Below are 15558 nucleotides of genomic sequence, written 5' to 3' on the forward strand. Positions count from 1 at the left end.
TATTTACGCTCTCGCGTGCCGCGGCAGCCCTACGGACAGGGCCATTCGCGCCGGGCGCGCCCGGATCAAGAGCTAGGATCGACCAGACAACATGGCATCACGCGCCGACAATATCGCGAGCAACCTGAACCTCGGCAATTTTGCCAAGGCGACAGAGCTCAAGCAGCGCATCTGGTTCACCATCGGTGCGCTGATCGTGTTCCGCTTTCTCAGCTTTGTGCCGCTGCCCGGCGTCAATCCGCTGATCCTCAGCGAACTTTACGACCAGACCCGCGGCGGGATCCTCGATCTGTTCAACGCCTTTTCGGGTGGCAGCCTTGAGCGCATGAGCCTCATTGCGCTCGGCGTCATGCCCTACATCACTTCATCGATCGTGGTGCAGATGGCCTCGGCCCTGCATCCGGCGCTCGCCGCCCTTAAGAAGGAAGGCGCGACCGGTCGCCAGAAGCTGAACCAGTACACCCGCTACGGTGCAGTGTTCCTGTGCGCGATCCAGGGCTATTTCCTTGCGGTCGGTCTGGAAAGCTTTGCCGCGCAGAGCGGGCTTCAGGCGGTGGTCGATCCCGGCTACCTGTTCCGCATCGGCGCTGTGATCAGCCTGGTCGGCGGCACCATGTTCCTGCTGTGGCTGGGCGAGCAGATCACCAGCCGCGGCATCGGCAACGGTATCTCGCTGATCATCATGGCGGGCATCGTCGCCCAGTTTCCGAGCTTTGCCACCAACCTGTTCGAGGGCGGCCGCACCGGTTCGATCGCACCGTGGATCATCATCGCCTTTCTGGTGATGGTGGTGGTGCTGATCTACGGCATCAGCTTCTTCGAGCGCGCCCAGCGCCGTCTGCTGATCCAGTATCCCAAGCGCGCGACCCAGCGCGGCATGATGCAGGCCGAGCGTTCGCACCTGCCGCTGAAGATCAACACCGCGGGCGTGATCCCGCCGATCTTCGCCAGCTCGCTGCTGCTGCTGCCGCTGACGATCAGCCAGTTTGCCGGCAACTCTGTCGATACCGAGAGCACCTTCGGCAATGTTATCGTGACGCTGAACCAGTATCTCGCCCACGGCCAGCCGCTCTACATGACGCTTTACGCGATCGGGATTATCTTCTTCTGCTTCTTCTACACCGCGGTTGTGTTCAACCCGGAGGAGACGGCGGACAACCTCAAGAAGAATGGCGGGTTCATCCCCGGCATCCGTCCGGGCAAGCGCACCGCCGACTATCTCGAATATGTGCTGACGCGCATCACCGTGGTCGGGTCGGTCTATCTCACCATCGTCTGTGTGGTGCCTGAATTCATGATTGCCCAGACCGGCATTCCGCTGTTCCTTGGCGGCACCAGTCTGCTGATCGTGGTCAACGTGACGGTCGATACCATCACGCAGGTCCAGTCTCATCTGCTGGCGCACCAGTATGGCGATCTCATCAAGAAGGCCAAGCTCAAGGGGCGGATGCGCTGAGGCTCGGACAAAAGTCCGACTTGACGCCAGCCCACGCTTGGTTGAACCCGCAAGTCTGCAAAACACCCCCGGGCATGGGACCCGGGGCGTAACGGGGGACGGTTCGTGAACATCATTCTTCTGGGTCCTCCGGGCGCTGGCAAAGGCACGCAGAGTGCAGGGCTGGTCGAGCGGCACGGGATGCGCCAGCTTTCGACCGGCGACATGCTGCGCGCTGCGGTGAAGGCGGGTACCCCTGTGGGGCTGCGCGCCAAGGAAGTCATGGAACGCGGCGAGCTGGTGTCGGACGCGATCGTGTCCGACCTGATCGATGCCGAACTGGCTGCGATGGCGCCCGAGACCGGCGCTATCTTTGATGGCTATCCCCGCACCGCCGCGCAGGCCGACGCGCTCGACGCGATCCTCGCGAAGAACGGCCGCGTGCTCGATCACGTGATTGAACTCGAAGTGAACGAGGATGCGCTGGTCGAGCGGATCACCGGGCGCTTTTCCTGCGGCAATTGCGGCGCGCTCTATCACGACACCGCCAATCCGCCCGCCCAGGACGGCGTGTGCGATGCCTGCGGCAGCACCGAATTCAAGCGCCGTCCGGACGATAATGAGGAAACCGTTCGCACCCGCATGGCCGAATACCGTGCCAAGACCGCGCCGATCCTGCCCGGCTACGAAGCGCGCGGGATCGTGACCCGGATCGACGGGATGGCGGCGATCGATACGGTCGCGGGCCAGATCGACGCGATCCTGCGCGGCTGAGGCTGGCAGGGTGGGGAAGGGCGCTCTGATGTTCCGGATTGCGGCCCTTGCTGGCGCCGCGCTCGGCCTTGCCGCTCCGGCCTCGGCAGAACTGGTCCGCGCCAATGACAGCGGCTTTGTCACCCGTCACGAGGTGGTGGTCGAGGCTACCCCCAAGGACGTCTGGCTGGCGCTGATCGCCCCTGCGACCTGGTGGCGGGCGGAGCACACCTGGTCGGGCGATGCGAAGAACCTGACGCTCACCCCGCAGGCAGGCGGATGCTTCTGCGAGACCATTCCCGAAGTCGATGAACCGGGACGCTTCACCCTGCAAGGGAGCGTCGAGCATATGCGCGTGGTGCAGGCCTATCCCGAGCAGGCGCTGCGCATGACCGGCGCGCTTGGCCCCTTGCAGAGCGAGCCGGTGACAGGCGTGCTGACGATCGTGATCAGCACGATCAAACAGGGCACGCGGATCGTGCTCGAATATAATGTCGGCGGGCCGATGCGCTATGAAGTGCCGGTAATTTCCAAGGCCGTTGATGGCGTGATGGGCGCGCAGCTCGCTTCGCTGGGCAAGTTGCTTGGCCCCGTGGCCATGCCCGCGCCCGTCGCGCCGCCGCCGGTCGAGACCGCCCCGGCTGACGCGGCTGCTGCGCCTGCTGATGCGCCGGAGAAGGCAGGGGCAGGGGAGAGCAAGGCGGCTCCGGCCGCTCCGGCGATCAAGGCAGCTCCGGTGCTTGGACCTGCGACCAAGCCCGCCGCTCCGGCACCTGCGGCAAAGCCTTCTGCCAAGGCCCCATCTGTCGAGGATGCTTTCGCCGATCTCGACAAGGATCCCCCCGCCTGACCCTTGCGGCAGGGGCAAATCCGTAACGCGGCGCAGGGGCGGTTGACGGCCTGCCCGAATCAGCCTATGCGCGCCCCTCATTCGACATGCTCGAAGTCAGTTCGGCAGGCATCGCCCTTGCGCGTGCCGACCGGACTTTTTGCCGTTTGCATGCCTGCGATTTGCAGGAGCAACCGGCGGCGAGCGTGGGAATGAATGAGCGTTGAGATAGGGGTGGCCCCGTGAAGGCCGTCAAGCCCCTGTGGAGCATGGAGAAATAAGTGGCTCGTATTGCCGGGGTCAATATCCCCACCAACAAGCGCGTGATCATCGCGCTCACCTACATTCACGGGATCGGTCGCACGACGGCTGTCCAGATCGCTGACAAGCTGGGCATTCCCCACACCGCGCGTGTGCAGGACCTCACCGACGAGGAAGTGCTGCGGATCCGCGAAACCATCGATGCCGATTTCACCGTGGAAGGCGACCTGCGTCGCAACACCGCGATGAACATCAAGCGTCTGATGGACCTGCGCGCCTATCGCGGCCTGCGTCATCGCAGCGGTCTGCCCGTTCGCGGCCAGCGCACTCACACCAACGCCCGCACCCGCAAGGGTAAGGCCAAGCCCATCGCGGGCAAGAAGAAGTAAGCCGGAGGCCCGCACGGGCCCCCGACGCTTTTTCCTTCTTACGAGTTAGAGGACACATACGATGGCACGCGAACCAGGCCGTATCCGGCGCCGTGACAAGAAGAACATCACCAGCGGCGTTGCGCATATCAACGCCAGCTTCAACAACACCATGATCACCATCACCGATGCCCAGGGCAACGCCATTTCCTGGTCATCTGCCGGCATGATGGGCTTCAAGGGTAGCCGCAAGTCGACCCCCTACGCCGCGCAGGTTGCTGCCGACGATGCGGGCAAGAAGGCTGCCGAACATGGCGTGCGCACGCTCGAAGTCGAAGTGAAGGGCCCGGGTTCGGGCCGCGAGAGCGCGCTGCGCGGTCTTGCTGCAGTCGGCTTCAACATCACCTCGATCCGCGACGTGACGCCGATCCCGCACAACGGGGTCCGTCCGTCCAAGCGTCGTCGCGTCTGATCCGCCGGGATGGCGGCGGCAATCCGTGCCGTCGCCGCCCGAACGGGTCCGATGCCGCGCTCGCGACCAGCGCATCCGGCCCGACCAGAATGTGAAACGCCCGCACAGGGCGAATTAGGGGAAATCCATGTCCGTCAACACGAAGAACTGGCAGGAACTCAAGAAACCCAACACCCTCGAAATCAAGGATGGCGGCGATCGTCAGCGCAAGGCGACCTTCGTGGCCGAACCGCTGGAGCGCGGCTTCGGTCTGACGCTGGGCAACGCGCTGCGGCGCGTGCTGCTGTCGAGCCTGCAGGGCGCGGCAATCACCTCGATCAAGATCGAAAACGTGCTGCACGAATTCTCGTCGCTCGCCGGCGTGCGTGAAGACGTCACCGACATCGTTCTGAACGTCAAGCAGATCGCGCTGAAGATGGAAGGCGAAGGCCCCAAGCGGCTCCAGCTTTCGGCCACCGGCCCGGGCGCGGTCAAGGCGGGTGACATTGCTGTCACCGGCGACATCGAAGTCATGAACAAGGATCTGGTGATCTGCCAGCTCGATGAAGGCGCGACGCTCAACATGGAGCTGACTGCCGACACCGGCAAGGGCTACTCGCCTGCCGTGCAGAACCGCCCGGTCGATGCGCCGATCGGCCTCATTCCGGTCGATTCGATCTATTCGCCGGTGCGCCAGGTGAGCTACAAGGTCGAGAACGCCCGCGTCGGTCAGGAGCTTGACTATGACAAGCTCTCGCTGACGGTCGAAACCGATGGCACCGTCACCCCGGAAGACGCCGTGGCCTATGCCGCGCGCATCCTTCAGGACCAGCTGACCCTGTTCGTCCACTTCGAAGACGGCATCCCGCAGCCGGTCGGCACCATGATCGGCCATGCGGCTCCGGCCGAGGAAAGCGACGCCAACCAGCTCAACCGTTACCTCCTCAAGAAGGTGGACGAGCTGGAACTGTCGGTGCGTTCGGCCAACTGCCTCAAGAACGACAACATCATCTACATCGGCGACCTGGTCCAGAAGACCGAAGCCGAGATGCTGCGCACGCCGAACTTCGGCCGCAAGTCGCTCAACGAGATCAAGGAAGTGCTTTCGAGCATGGGCCTGCGCCTCGGCATGGACATCCCGGGCTGGCCGCCTGAGAACATCGAGGAAATGGCCAAGAAGCTCGAGCAGGAGCTTTTGGGCTAAGCCGATCGGCGACGTCGCCAAGCGCTGCTTGGTGACGCACAGCCGGAAGGCCGGCCGGCGGGCGCAAGCCCGTTCGGAAGCGAAGCTGGCCGGAGGCCACCTCACGGGATTTACTCCCGTGACGGCCTCGCTGGGAAGAGATGGGCAGGTCGGACCCTTTCCGACCAGGATGGAGCTACCTTGCACGGGCTCCCTACGAACGGAGTAAAGAATATGCGTCATGGTATTTCGGGCCGCAAGCTGGGCCGTCGCACGGGTCACCGCAACGCCCTGTTCCGCAACATGGCTGCCGCGCTGATCAAGCACGAGCAGATCAAGACCACGCTGCCCAAGGCGAAGGAACTGCGCCCTTACATCGAGAAGCTGATCACGCTGGCGAAGCGCGGTGGCCTGTCGAACCGTCGTCTCGCCATGGCCCGTCTGGGTGACGAAGCACAGCTCAAGAAGCTGTTCGAAGTTCTGGCCGAGCGTTATTCGGACCGTGAAGGCGGCTACACCCGCGTGCTGCGCGCCGGTGTGCGCGCTGGCGATGCGGTGCAGATGGCGATCATCGAACTGGTCGACCGCGACGAAGGTGCCAAGGGTCAGGATTCGGGTCCGGTGGCATCGGACGAATACGAAGACGCGTAAGCCGCGCGCTTTCAACGCAACACAGGCAGGGGCCGGGGCGGGAACGCTTCCGGCCCTTTCCTTTTGGGCAGTGGCGGATAGGGTGCGCCGCATGATCCGCACCACGCTTGCAGCCGCCACGCTGCTTCTCGCCGTCCCCGCCGCCGCCCAGAGCCAGCAAGAGGCGCTTCAGGCGCGCCATGACCGGGCGCTTGCGGCGGGCTACAAGGCGCTGATGCTGTGCGGCGCGATCGCCAGTGCGCAGCGCAGCGGCTCGCCTGAGCGCAGCGAGGAAAGCGTGCTGGCGCTGGAACTGACCGGCATCCAGCAACCGCTCGACGGGATTGTCGCGGCGTTGCCTTACCGGATCACCCGCTGGCCTGACGGCAGCAAGCCTATCCGCCATGTCACGGTGGACTGGGCGGACGACATGCCGCCCCGGATCGCCTTCCAGCGCAGCACCGGCGGATGTTCGCTCGGTCCGATCGGGATGGAGGCGGCCGATGTCATCCACTCGCCCCCGCCAGCGCGTCCGGAGATGATCACCACCTGGCACATGCGCAAACCCGGCAAGGTCACGCCGGTGCTGGAGGCCGCGATGAGCGGTGCCTACGGGGCCAAGGCGCGGACCACCGCGGTTTCGGTCAACTGGGGCGAAAGCGGCTGGGACTGGCGCTTCGCCGATGGGTTCACACCGTTTACGCCGCAACGCACCTGGTCGGTCGCCAAGAGCCTTGCGGCAACGCTGGTAGGCGCCAACGAGCAGCGTGGGGGAGGGTTGGTGCCCTCGAAGGGGGCTCATGCTGTCCCTGCGCCGCCGCTGCCGATCTTCGACTGGTATGGTGGCGAGCTGCGTGATCCGCGCCGCGACATCAGCATGGACCACCTGCTGCGCATGGCATCGGGCCGCTATTCCGACACCCCCGGCAACCGCACCGATGCGCTCTATTTCGGCGGATCGACGGTGCGCGAGACAGCGCTGCACTGGCCTGTCGTCCACCGGCCCGGAACGGTGTTCCGCTATGCCAACAACGACACGCTGGCAGCGGTTGCCGCCATTTCCCACACCTTTGCCGACCATCCCCCTGCGGAGCTGTTCGCAAAGATCGGGATGCAGGACACCATTGCCGAGACCGACTGGCAGGGTGATTACGTCCTCTCCAGCCAGGTGTGGGCGAGCACCATGGACCTGATCCGCTTCGGCCAGCTTTACCTCAACGACGGCAAGCTCGCCTCGGGCGAGCGGATCCTGCCCGAAGGCTGGGTGAGATATGTCTCCACCCCGTCCGGCCCGCAGCCCGAAGGCGAATTCGGCTATGGTGCGGGGTTCTGGTTGATGAACCGGTCTGATGGCATCCCGCCCGATACCTTCGCGGCCTTCGGCAATCGCGGGCAATATGTGGTGATCGTTCCTTCCCGGAAGGTGGTGATTGTCCGCCGGGGCGAGGATCCGGTGGGCAGCCGCTTCGACATCGCCGCCTTCACCCGCGATGTGCTGGCTGCGCTGCGGGAGCGGTGAAGGCGGCTATTCATAAAAGGCTGGCCGAAGATTAACATTTCCTGCCAAGCCAATTCAGCTTCGTCACACCCCGAATCGCGCACAAGGTCCTCGACACCCCGGCAATTCCGCCAGGGTGCCAGACGAGGATAGACTTCGATGACCACCAAGACCATCCGGCTGGCCTCCGGCAAACTGGCCCGGCTTTCGCTCGGCGCGGTGGCTGCTACCGCGCTTGCTGCTGCCACTGTTTCCCCGGCGATGGCGAATGACCATCGCGACCGCGGCGGGATCGGGGCGGGCGAGATCATCGCGGGTGCGGTGGTGATCGGCGGAATCGCGGCGCTGGCCGGCGCTTTCGACAATGATCGCGACCACCGCCGCTATGATTACCGCGACCGCGATTTCCGCGGAGATCGCTGGGATCGCGGCGGCTTCGGCTTTGCGGGCAATCCGCGCACGGCGGTGGATCGCTGCGTGAGGGCGGCCGAGAACCAGGCGCGGCGCTTTGGCGGGTATCGCTATGCCGACGTGATCGACGTGCGCGACATTGATCGCACCCGCGACGGGTTCCGCGTGCGTGGCCGGATCGATGTCGGCGGCGGCTGGAACCGCAACGACCGTGGCCGGTTCACCTGCCGGATCGACGGACGCGGCGCACCGCTGATCGATTTCGACGGGATCCGCGGCCTGCGCTGACCATTCTGACGCCTCGCGCCGCCTCTCCCCCTCTCCCCTCAGGCGCGAGCATCCTTGCCGCCCCGCTGTTCCTGAAGGAACGGCGGGGCGGCTTCGTTTGTGCGGCTCTGCGTTCAGCCCAGCGCAAGCCTTGCACGGTTAATCGGGCGGCTATCAGGGCGTTTGGTGGCCGCTCGTCTTGCAACAGGAGTGAGCTCTATGGCTCTGACTATTCGTGCACTTGCGCTGGCGGGCGCTCTGGCCGGCACCACCATTCTTGCAAGCCCGGCGGCAGCGGCAACCCTGCCTGCAAGCGGGCTTGGCGCGCCTTCGGCCGCTTTCGATCACAGCCGCTACGATCCCGCTGCCGACACCTCCGACTGGCGTTGCCGCGGCTGGGGCTGCAACCGTGGCTGGGGACGGCGCGGATGGCGGCGCAACCGCGTGGACGCCGGCGATGTGCTGATCGGCGCGGCGATCATCGGCGGGATTGCCGCGATTGCCAGCAGCAACAACCGCCGCCAGCGCGAACGCGATGTGGTGGTGGTGCAGCGCGATGTGCGCCAGCCCGACTGGCGCGACAATGATCGCCGCTATGATGACCGCCGCGACGATCGCAGGGCCGGGCCGCGTGGCACCGGTTCGGCGGGGCTGGATAGCGCGGTCAACATGTGCCTCGACCGGATCGAGCGCGATGTGCGGGTGGATACGGTCGACAATGTCGAGCGCACCGGCGCAGGCTGGACGGTCAGCGGCGCGCTGTTCAACGGATCATCCTTCCGCTGCCGGATCGGCAATGGCGGGCAGATTGACGGCGTCGACTATGGCGGCGGGTTCTCCGGTATCGGTTACACCGGCAGCGCCGCAGGCAACGTCGCTCCGGCGGCGGGCCAGTGGGACGAGCAGCGCTATGCCTCGGCGCGGCAGGCGATCGGCGGCACCGCAAGGCCCGACATGGCGGTGCAGGAAGCACCGATGCAGGTTGCCCAGGCCCCGCGCCAGTCAACCCGTCCTCCGGTGATCACCGACCGGATGCCGGCCTATCCCGGCGGGCCGATTCCGGGTGAGGACATTCCCGAGACGATCGACGGCGACCTGTAAGACGAAATTGGGGGGGAGGGGGCCTAGGCCTCCTCGCCCTCTTTCGTGCCGTAGCTCGGCAAGCCCCATTCCCACCGGATCGCGGCGCTGCGCAGGGCAAAGCCGCAGGCGAAGGCAAGGCTCCATACCGCAGCATCGGGCAGGCCCAGCAGCGGCGCGATCCCCATTCCTGCAACCGTCAGCGCGGCGCTGAGTGCGGCGGGGGTGACATAGAGTTCGGGCTGCATGATGATCGACGGGCGGCCTGCCACCACATCGCGGATGATCCCGCCCACGCAGCCGGTGATCACCCCCATCAGCGCAGCCGGCACCGGCGGCACACCGTAAGCCAGCGCCTTGGCGGTGCCGAGCACGGCATAGGCCGCCAGCCCCGCGCCATCGGCATAATCGAAGCCCTTGCCCTCCCACCAGCGCACCGGCGTGAACCACGCGATCAGCGCGGTGGCGAGGCATACGGCGGCAACCCAGGGATCGCGGATCCAGAACACCGGCGCCTCGATCAGCAGATCGCGCACCGTGCCGCCGCCCACGCCGGTCACCAGCGCGAAGAAGCCCATGGTGACGAAGGTCTGCTTTAGCCGCGCCGCGAGCACCGCGCCCGACAGCGCGAACAGCGCAATCCCGGCAATGTCGAGCCAGTCGAGGATCGGGGTGAGGACTGTCGGGGTCATGCGGCGCGGACCCGCGCCTTGCGGCGGCGGAACATCAGCACGCAGCCGATCACCGCTCCGGCAAGGCCGAGCGCGGCGAAGATGATCAGCACCGGATGGCTGGTGTCCTCGCGCTCCGACAGGTCCATGATGTGCAGGCCCCAGGCGACATCGAAGGCGCGCCACCAGCGGGTGCGCACTGCCTCGATCGCGCCGGTATCGCGCCCGACATAGACATTGGTGCCATCCGCCAGCGCGACCTGCCACACGGCGAGCGGGCGGCGGAAATCGAACGGGGTGCGGTCGGCAGGGAACAGGGTGACGCGCTCGACCCTGTCGCCGCCGATGATCCCCTGCGCGACCAGCGCCCGCGCACCGGCGGCATCCAGCGGTGCGAGCGGCGCTCCGGTGGCGAAATCGACCCGGCTGACAGCGCCATCGAGCGTGGTGAGGATCGCGACGGCGCGGCCATCCTGCATCGTGACCCGCATCTCCTTCAGCCCCGCTTCGGGAGCAGCGAGCGTGCTGCCTGGGATCGCCAGCGGCTCTGCCGCCGCCTCGCGTCGCAGGTGATCGCCGCGCACCTGATCAATCGGGCGCGACACCATCAGCAGGCCCGTGGCGAGCCACATGACAATCGGCACACCGACCAGCCAGCCGAGCCAGAAGTGCCATTTGGCCAGAGAGCGCATGGAGATGATTGTCATGTCCGCGCCATGACGAAGCCTGATCAGCCGTGCAAGATGTTCCCGATCGCTTCGGCGGCCGCGATGCAATCGAGATCGCTCCAGCGCGGGCCGATCACCTGCATCCCGCAGGGCAGTTCGGCGCCCAGATAGGTGCCGCTGCCGATGGGGAGCACCGTGGCGGGCAGGTTGGGGAAGGTCGCAAGGCCTGCCCACATCAGCCCGTTGCCGCCCGGATGCTCCGCCCCGTTGATGGTGATCGTGCCGCGGAACACCGCCTTGTCGCTGTGCGGCACGGCCAGCACCGGCGCGGGCGGGGCGAGCACGAAATCGTAGGTTTCGAACAGGGCATTCCAATGCGCGATGCAGGCCGCCTGTGCATCGAGCAGGTCGAACCAGTCGGTCGCGGTGGCGCGTCTGCCATCAGGGGCCGGAGCGCCGCGGGCCATCACCACGTTCATCATCTTGAGGTAATGGCGATATTGCACCGCCTGATCGGGCAGGAGGTCGCTCGACCGGTCGATTGTCACGTCTGCCCGCGCAAGGGCTTGCAGCGCCGCTTCGGTCGGGGCCATGACGCTGTCATCGACCGGCGCGCCGGGCAGATCGGTGATCGCCAGCAGGCGGCATTCGCGGATCGGCTTCGGACGGCGGCGCAGCGGCACGTCCGCGCCCACTTCCACCAGCAGCGCCAGATCGGGGGCATTGCGCGCCAGCGGTCCGGCAATGCTGAGCATCCCGTCATGCGCCGCGACAAAGCCCTCGCGCCGTGCCATGGCGGGGTGATCGTGGCCGTGCTTGGGCACCAGACCCCAGGTGGTCTTGTGCGCCCAGACCCCGCAGAAATGCGCCGGCACGCGCACCGATCCGCCGATGTCGGTGCCATAGTCGCACGGCACCATCCCGCTCGCCACCGCCGCCGCGCTGCCGCCCGACGATCCGCCGGGCGAGCGGGCCGTGTCATGGGGGTTGCGGGTGCGGCCATAGACCGGGTTGAAGCTCTGCCAGTCGGTGAGGTCGACCGGCACGTTGGTCTTGCCGATGATCACCGCGCCCGCCGCTTTCAGGCGCTGCACCAGCAGGGCATCGCGCGGGGCAAGCTGTTCGCGGAACTCGGGATGGCCCCAGGTGGTGGGCAATCCGGCGACGTCGAAGCTTTCCTTGATCGTCATCGGCACGCCGAACAGCGGCTGATCGAGCCGCCGTGTGCCTGCGTCCATCGCCCTGGCCGTTTCATAGGCGCGGTCGAAATCGGGCACTGCGATCGCGTCGATTTCGGCATCGAGCCGTCCGGCGCGGGTGATTGCTGCATCGACCGCTTCGGCCACGCTGAGCTTGCGCGTGCGAATGGCCAGCGCGGTGGCGAGCGCGCCGGGTTTGTCGGTCAGTTGCGGATAGGCCATGCGTGAATTCTCCCCTCGGCCCTGCGGTCTAGGCAAAGCCGCGGGGAGGGGCAATTCACATACTGACAGGTTTCCCCGCCGCGCTTAGCGCAAGGGCAAGACCGATGATCGGAGAAGCGCCGTAGCCGATCAGGGCATAGGGGAAGGGGGAAAGGCTCGCCATGGTCCCCGCAGCCACCAACATGGCGGCCAGCGCGAGGCGCTCGGCGTGGGAGAGGTGCGGGGCGCGTGCCAGTAGCCACGGCGCGGCGACGAACAGCAATGCCCCGAGCATGAGCGCTGCAACGGGCGCGCTCTGCCACACCTGCGCCAGCACGCCCTCGGTAAAGAGTTGCGGTTCCAGCGTCCCTCTCCCGAAAGTCAGCGCCGCCAGGGCCGCGCCCGAAGCGGCGACCAGCGCGTAGCCGGCCGAGCGGTTTGTCGCCGCCAGCACCGCACTCGCCGCGCCAAGCGCTGCCAGCATCGCCGCATCGGGCTGGAGCGCGAGCGCGATCATGGCGAGCGCGAGCAGGAAAGGGCCGAACCGCGCCGCACCCGCCGCCAGCACGATCACCAGCGGCAGGAGCAGCGCGCCGGAATGGAGCAGCACGGGTCCTGCCCGCAGCCAGCGGCTCACCCCGCCAACCTCGGGCCCGAGCAGCAAGGGCAGGAACAAGGCACCCGCCGCCGAGGCCGCGAGGCCGAGGCGCGCGCTGCGCCCCGAGGGCATTCGTCCCAGCAGCACCCAAGCGAGGCCGAAAGCCAGCGCTCCCGCGTTCACGGCAATGAGCCGCGCGGGAGCGTCATAGGAAAGCAGATAGGCCAGCCCGCCCAGTGTCGGCAGAGCAAGGGGCAGGGTGAGCCGCCAGCGCTCCAGCGCCCGCGTGCTCACCCTGGCGCGCATCACATGTGGATCGGCTTGCCCTGCACCGCCATCGCCGCTTCCTTGACGGCTTCGGCGTGGGTCGGGTGGGCGTGGCAGGTGTAGGCGATGTCTTCGCTGGTGGCGCCGAATTCCATCGCCAGCGCGGCCTCGGCGATCATCGTGCCGGCAACCGAGGCAATGGCCCAGACGCCCAGCACCTTGTCGGTCTTGGCGTCGGCGATCACCTTCACGAAACCGTCGGGCTCGTGATTGGTCTTGGCGCGGCTGTTGGCCAGCATCGCGAACTTGCCGACCTTGATTTCGCTGCCGGAAGCGGCTGCCTGTTCGCGCGCCTGTTCCTCGGTGAGGCCGACGCCTGCGAATTCGGGCATCGTATAGACCACGCCGGGGATTACATCGTGGTTCACGATGCCGGTGCCGGTGGCGATGTATTCGGCCACGGCGATGCCTTCGTCCTCGGCCTTGTGCGCCAGCATGGGGCCGGGGATCACGTCGCCGATCGCGCGCACGCTATCAACGCTGGTGCGGAAATCGTGGCCCGTTTCGATCTGGCCGCGCGCGTTGAGTTCAAGCCCGATGTTCTCGAGCCCGAGACCCTGCGTGTTGGGACGACGCCCGATGGCGACGAGGACGCAATCGGCCTCGATCGTCTCGGCCGCGCCGCCCTTGGCCGGTTCGATGGTGAGGGTGGCTGTCTTGCCCTTGACCACCGCACCGGTGACCTTGGTGCCGAGCTTGAGTTCCAGACCCTGCTTCTTGAAGATCTTCGCGGCTTCCTTGCGCACGTCGCCGTCCATGCCGGGCAGCAGCTGGTCGAGGAATTCGACGACGGTGACCTTGGCGCCGAGACGCCGCCAGACCGAACCCATTTCAAGGCCGATCACGCCGCCGCCGATCACCACGAGGTGATCCGGCACCCGGTCAAGCGCCAGCGCGCCGGTGCTGTCGACGATGATGCCCTTGTCGTTGTCGATCTCGACGCCGGGCAGGGGAGTGACGCTCGAACCGGTGGCAATCACCACTTCCTTGGCGGTGTAGTCCTTGCCCGCGACGGTGACGGTGTGCGCGTCCTTGAAAGTGCCGTGGCCCTTGAGCCAATCGACCTTGTTCTTCTTGAACAGGAATTCGATGCCGCCGGTGAGGCCCTTGACCGCATCGGCCTTGTCGGCCTGGAGCGCGGCGAGATCGAGTTCGACCTTGCCGAGCTTCACGCCGTAGCGCGCCAGCGTGCCGTTGGCGGCCTCGGCAAACTTTTCCGAGCCGTGCAGCAGCGCCTTGGAAGGGATGCAGCCGACGTTGAGGCAGGTGCCGCCGAGCGTTTCGCGGCTTTCGACGCAGGCGGTCTTCAGGCCCAGCTGCGCTGCGCGGATCGCACCTACATAGCCGCCGGGGCCGGCGCCGATAAAGATAACGTCGTAATCGTAGTTCTCAGCCATTTCATTCTCCGTCGCCCCATTGAAAACTGGGGTCTCAAGCGTCGAAGGGCAAGACCTGCCGCCCTAGGCCCCGGCTTTCGCCGGGGTGACGCGGGAGTGCGTAAACTTACAGATCGATCAGCATCCGGGTGGGATCCTCGATCGCTTCCTTGATGATCTTGAGCGCGGTCACCGCCTCGCGCCCGTCGATCAGGCGGTGATCGTAGGACAGGGCGAGATACATCATCGGGCGGATCACGATCTGGCCATTGCGGACAACCGGGCGATCCTCGATGCGGTGGAGGCCCAGCACGGCGCTCTGCGGCGGGTTGATGATCGGGGTGCTCATCAGGCTTCCGAACACGCCGCCGTTCGAGATGGTGAAGGTGCCGCCGGTCATGTCTTCCATGGTCAGCGTGCCAGCCTTGGCGCGCGCGCCGAAATCGGCGATGTCCTGCTCGATCCGGGCAAAGCCCTTCTTGTCGCAATCGCGCACCACCGGCACCACAAGGCCATTGGGGGCCGAGACCGCCACCGAGATATCGACATAGTCGTGATAGACGATTTCGTCGCCGTCGATATAGGCGTTCACGCTCGGCACGTCCTTCAGCGCAAGGCAGGCGGCCTTGGCGAAGAAGCCCATGAAGCCGAGACGGATGTCGTGCTTCTTGGCGAACAGGTCCTTGTACTTGTCGCGCGCTTCGATGACCGCGCTCATGTCGCAATCGTTGAAGGTGGTGAGCAGCGCGGCATTCTCCTGCGCGCCTTTCAGCCGCTTGGCGATGGTCTGGCGCATGCGGGTCATCTTGACCCGCTCTTCCCCGCGAGCGCCGGTGCTGGCCGCCGGAGCGGTGGCAGCAGGCGCAGCGGCCGGAGCCGGGGCAGCGCCGCCCTTGGCCTTGGCTTCCGCCGCCGCGAGCACGTCTTCCTTGGTCAGGCGGCCATCCTTGCCGGTGCCCTTGATGGTCGAGGGATCGACCCCGTGCTCCAGCACCGCACGGCGCACCGCGGGCGACATGGTCTGCGCCGGTGTGAGCAGCTCTTCCGAGGCCGCAGGCGCGGGCGCTTCCGCCTTGGCGGCGGCCGGAGCGGGCGCTGCGGCTGCGGCAGTGGCACCGGCTTCGATCACCGCGATCACCGCGCCCACTTCGACATTGTCGCCCACCGCGGCGCGGTGTTCGGACATGATGCCCGCGACCGGCGAGGGCACGTCGACCGCGACCTTGTCGGTCTCGAGGCTGCAGATCGCCTCGTCGGCGGCAACCGCATCGCCGGGCTGCTTGAACCATTCGGCAATCGTGCCTTCGGTGACGGATTCGCCGAGGACGGGGACTTTGATTTCGGTGGCCATT

16 protein-coding genes are annotated in these 15558 nt (G+C 66.4%); 10 read left to right on the forward strand and 6 right to left on the reverse strand.

The features are described from left to right. Positions 1 to 91 precede the first annotated feature (91 nt). From secY to ACU0AG_RS03280, 10 genes are all read left to right on the forward strand, one after another. A complete protein-coding gene (gene secY / locus ACU0AG_RS03235) occupies positions 92 to 1456 on the forward strand; it encodes a preprotein translocase subunit SecY (RefSeq protein ID WP_482780828.1) in 1365 nt (454 codons plus the stop codon). Positions 1457 to 1561: 105 nt separating this feature from the next. Continuing rightward, the gene (locus ACU0AG_RS03240; RefSeq protein ID WP_482780829.1) at positions 1562 to 2209 is read left to right on the forward strand and encodes an adenylate kinase; all 648 of its coding nucleotides are present in this window, start codon (positions 1562 to 1564) and stop codon (positions 2207 to 2209) included. Between the two features lie 28 nt (positions 2210 to 2237). Beyond that, positions 2238 to 3038 carry an SRPBCC family protein gene (locus tag ACU0AG_RS03245; RefSeq protein WP_482780830.1) on the forward strand — a complete coding sequence of 267 codons (801 nt, stop codon included), beginning with the start codon at positions 2238 to 2240 and terminating at the stop codon, positions 3036 to 3038. Positions 3039 to 3298: 260 nt separating this feature from the next. After that, positions 3299 to 3667 carry a 30S ribosomal protein S13 gene (gene rpsM, locus ACU0AG_RS03250; protein WP_482780831.1) on the forward strand — a complete coding sequence of 123 codons (369 nt, stop codon included), beginning with the start codon at positions 3299 to 3301 and terminating at the stop codon, positions 3665 to 3667. Between the two features lie 61 nt (positions 3668 to 3728). Continuing rightward, complete coding sequence (gene rpsK, locus ACU0AG_RS03255; protein ID WP_017666383.1) at positions 3729 to 4118, forward strand: 30S ribosomal protein S11; 390 nt, start codon at positions 3729 to 3731, stop codon at positions 4116 to 4118. Between the two features lie 127 nt (positions 4119 to 4245). Then, positions 4246 to 5301: a DNA-directed RNA polymerase subunit alpha gene (locus ACU0AG_RS03260; RefSeq protein ID WP_482780832.1), complete on the forward strand. Its 1056-nt coding sequence runs from the start codon at positions 4246 to 4248 to the stop codon at positions 5299 to 5301. A 213-nt stretch (positions 5302 to 5514) separates the two neighbouring features. Next, entirely contained in the window at positions 5515 to 5931 is a 417-nt protein-coding gene (gene rplQ / locus ACU0AG_RS03265; RefSeq protein WP_482780833.1) for a 50S ribosomal protein L17, read from the forward strand. 91 nt (positions 5932 to 6022) lie between these two features. After that, positions 6023 to 7429 carry a serine hydrolase domain-containing protein gene (locus ACU0AG_RS03270; protein WP_482780834.1) on the forward strand — a complete coding sequence of 469 codons (1407 nt, stop codon included), beginning with the start codon at positions 6023 to 6025 and terminating at the stop codon, positions 7427 to 7429. 138 nt (positions 7430 to 7567) lie between these two features. Beyond that, positions 7568 to 8107 (forward strand): hypothetical protein, encoded by a 540-nt coding sequence (locus ACU0AG_RS03275; protein ID WP_482780835.1) that lies wholly within the window; start codon positions 7568 to 7570, stop codon positions 8105 to 8107. A 198-nt stretch (positions 8108 to 8305) separates the two neighbouring features. Further along, a complete protein-coding gene (locus tag ACU0AG_RS03280) occupies positions 8306 to 9187 on the forward strand; it encodes a hypothetical protein (protein ID WP_482780836.1) in 882 nt (293 codons plus the stop codon). A 23-nt stretch (positions 9188 to 9210) separates the two neighbouring features. On the opposite strand, the gene ACU0AG_RS03285 is transcribed toward ACU0AG_RS03280, so the two are convergent. From ACU0AG_RS03285 to odhB, 6 genes are all read right to left on the reverse strand, one after another. Next, entirely contained in the window at positions 9211 to 9858 is a 648-nt protein-coding gene (locus ACU0AG_RS03285) for a trimeric intracellular cation channel family protein (RefSeq protein WP_482780837.1), read from the reverse strand. Beyond that, entirely contained in the window at positions 9855 to 10544 is a 690-nt protein-coding gene (locus tag ACU0AG_RS03290; RefSeq protein WP_482780838.1) for a PepSY domain-containing protein, read from the reverse strand. The genes ACU0AG_RS03285 and ACU0AG_RS03290 overlap by 4 nt, the downstream gene beginning before the upstream one ends. A gap of 23 nt (positions 10545 to 10567) precedes the next feature. Continuing rightward, on the reverse strand, positions 10568 to 11926 hold the full coding sequence (locus ACU0AG_RS03295; protein ID WP_482780839.1) for an amidase family protein: 1359 nt from the start codon (positions 11924 to 11926) through the stop codon (positions 10568 to 10570). 55 nt (positions 11927 to 11981) lie between these two features. Then, positions 11982 to 12809: a hypothetical protein gene (locus ACU0AG_RS03300; protein WP_482780840.1), complete on the reverse strand. Its 828-nt coding sequence runs from the start codon at positions 12807 to 12809 to the stop codon at positions 11982 to 11984. Then, positions 12809 to 14227, reverse strand: coding sequence for a dihydrolipoyl dehydrogenase (lpdA, locus tag ACU0AG_RS03305; protein ID WP_482780841.1), 1419 nt, complete (start codon positions 14225 to 14227; stop codon positions 12809 to 12811). The genes ACU0AG_RS03300 and lpdA overlap by 1 nt, the downstream gene beginning before the upstream one ends. Positions 14228 to 14333: 106 nt before the next feature. Next, positions 14334 to 15557, reverse strand: coding sequence for a 2-oxoglutarate dehydrogenase complex dihydrolipoyllysine-residue succinyltransferase (gene odhB, locus ACU0AG_RS03310; protein ID WP_482780842.1), 1224 nt, complete (start codon positions 15555 to 15557; stop codon positions 14334 to 14336). Position 15558 lies beyond the last annotated feature (1 nt).

Source organism: Erythrobacter sp. RANMB8, from assembly GCF_056848235.1.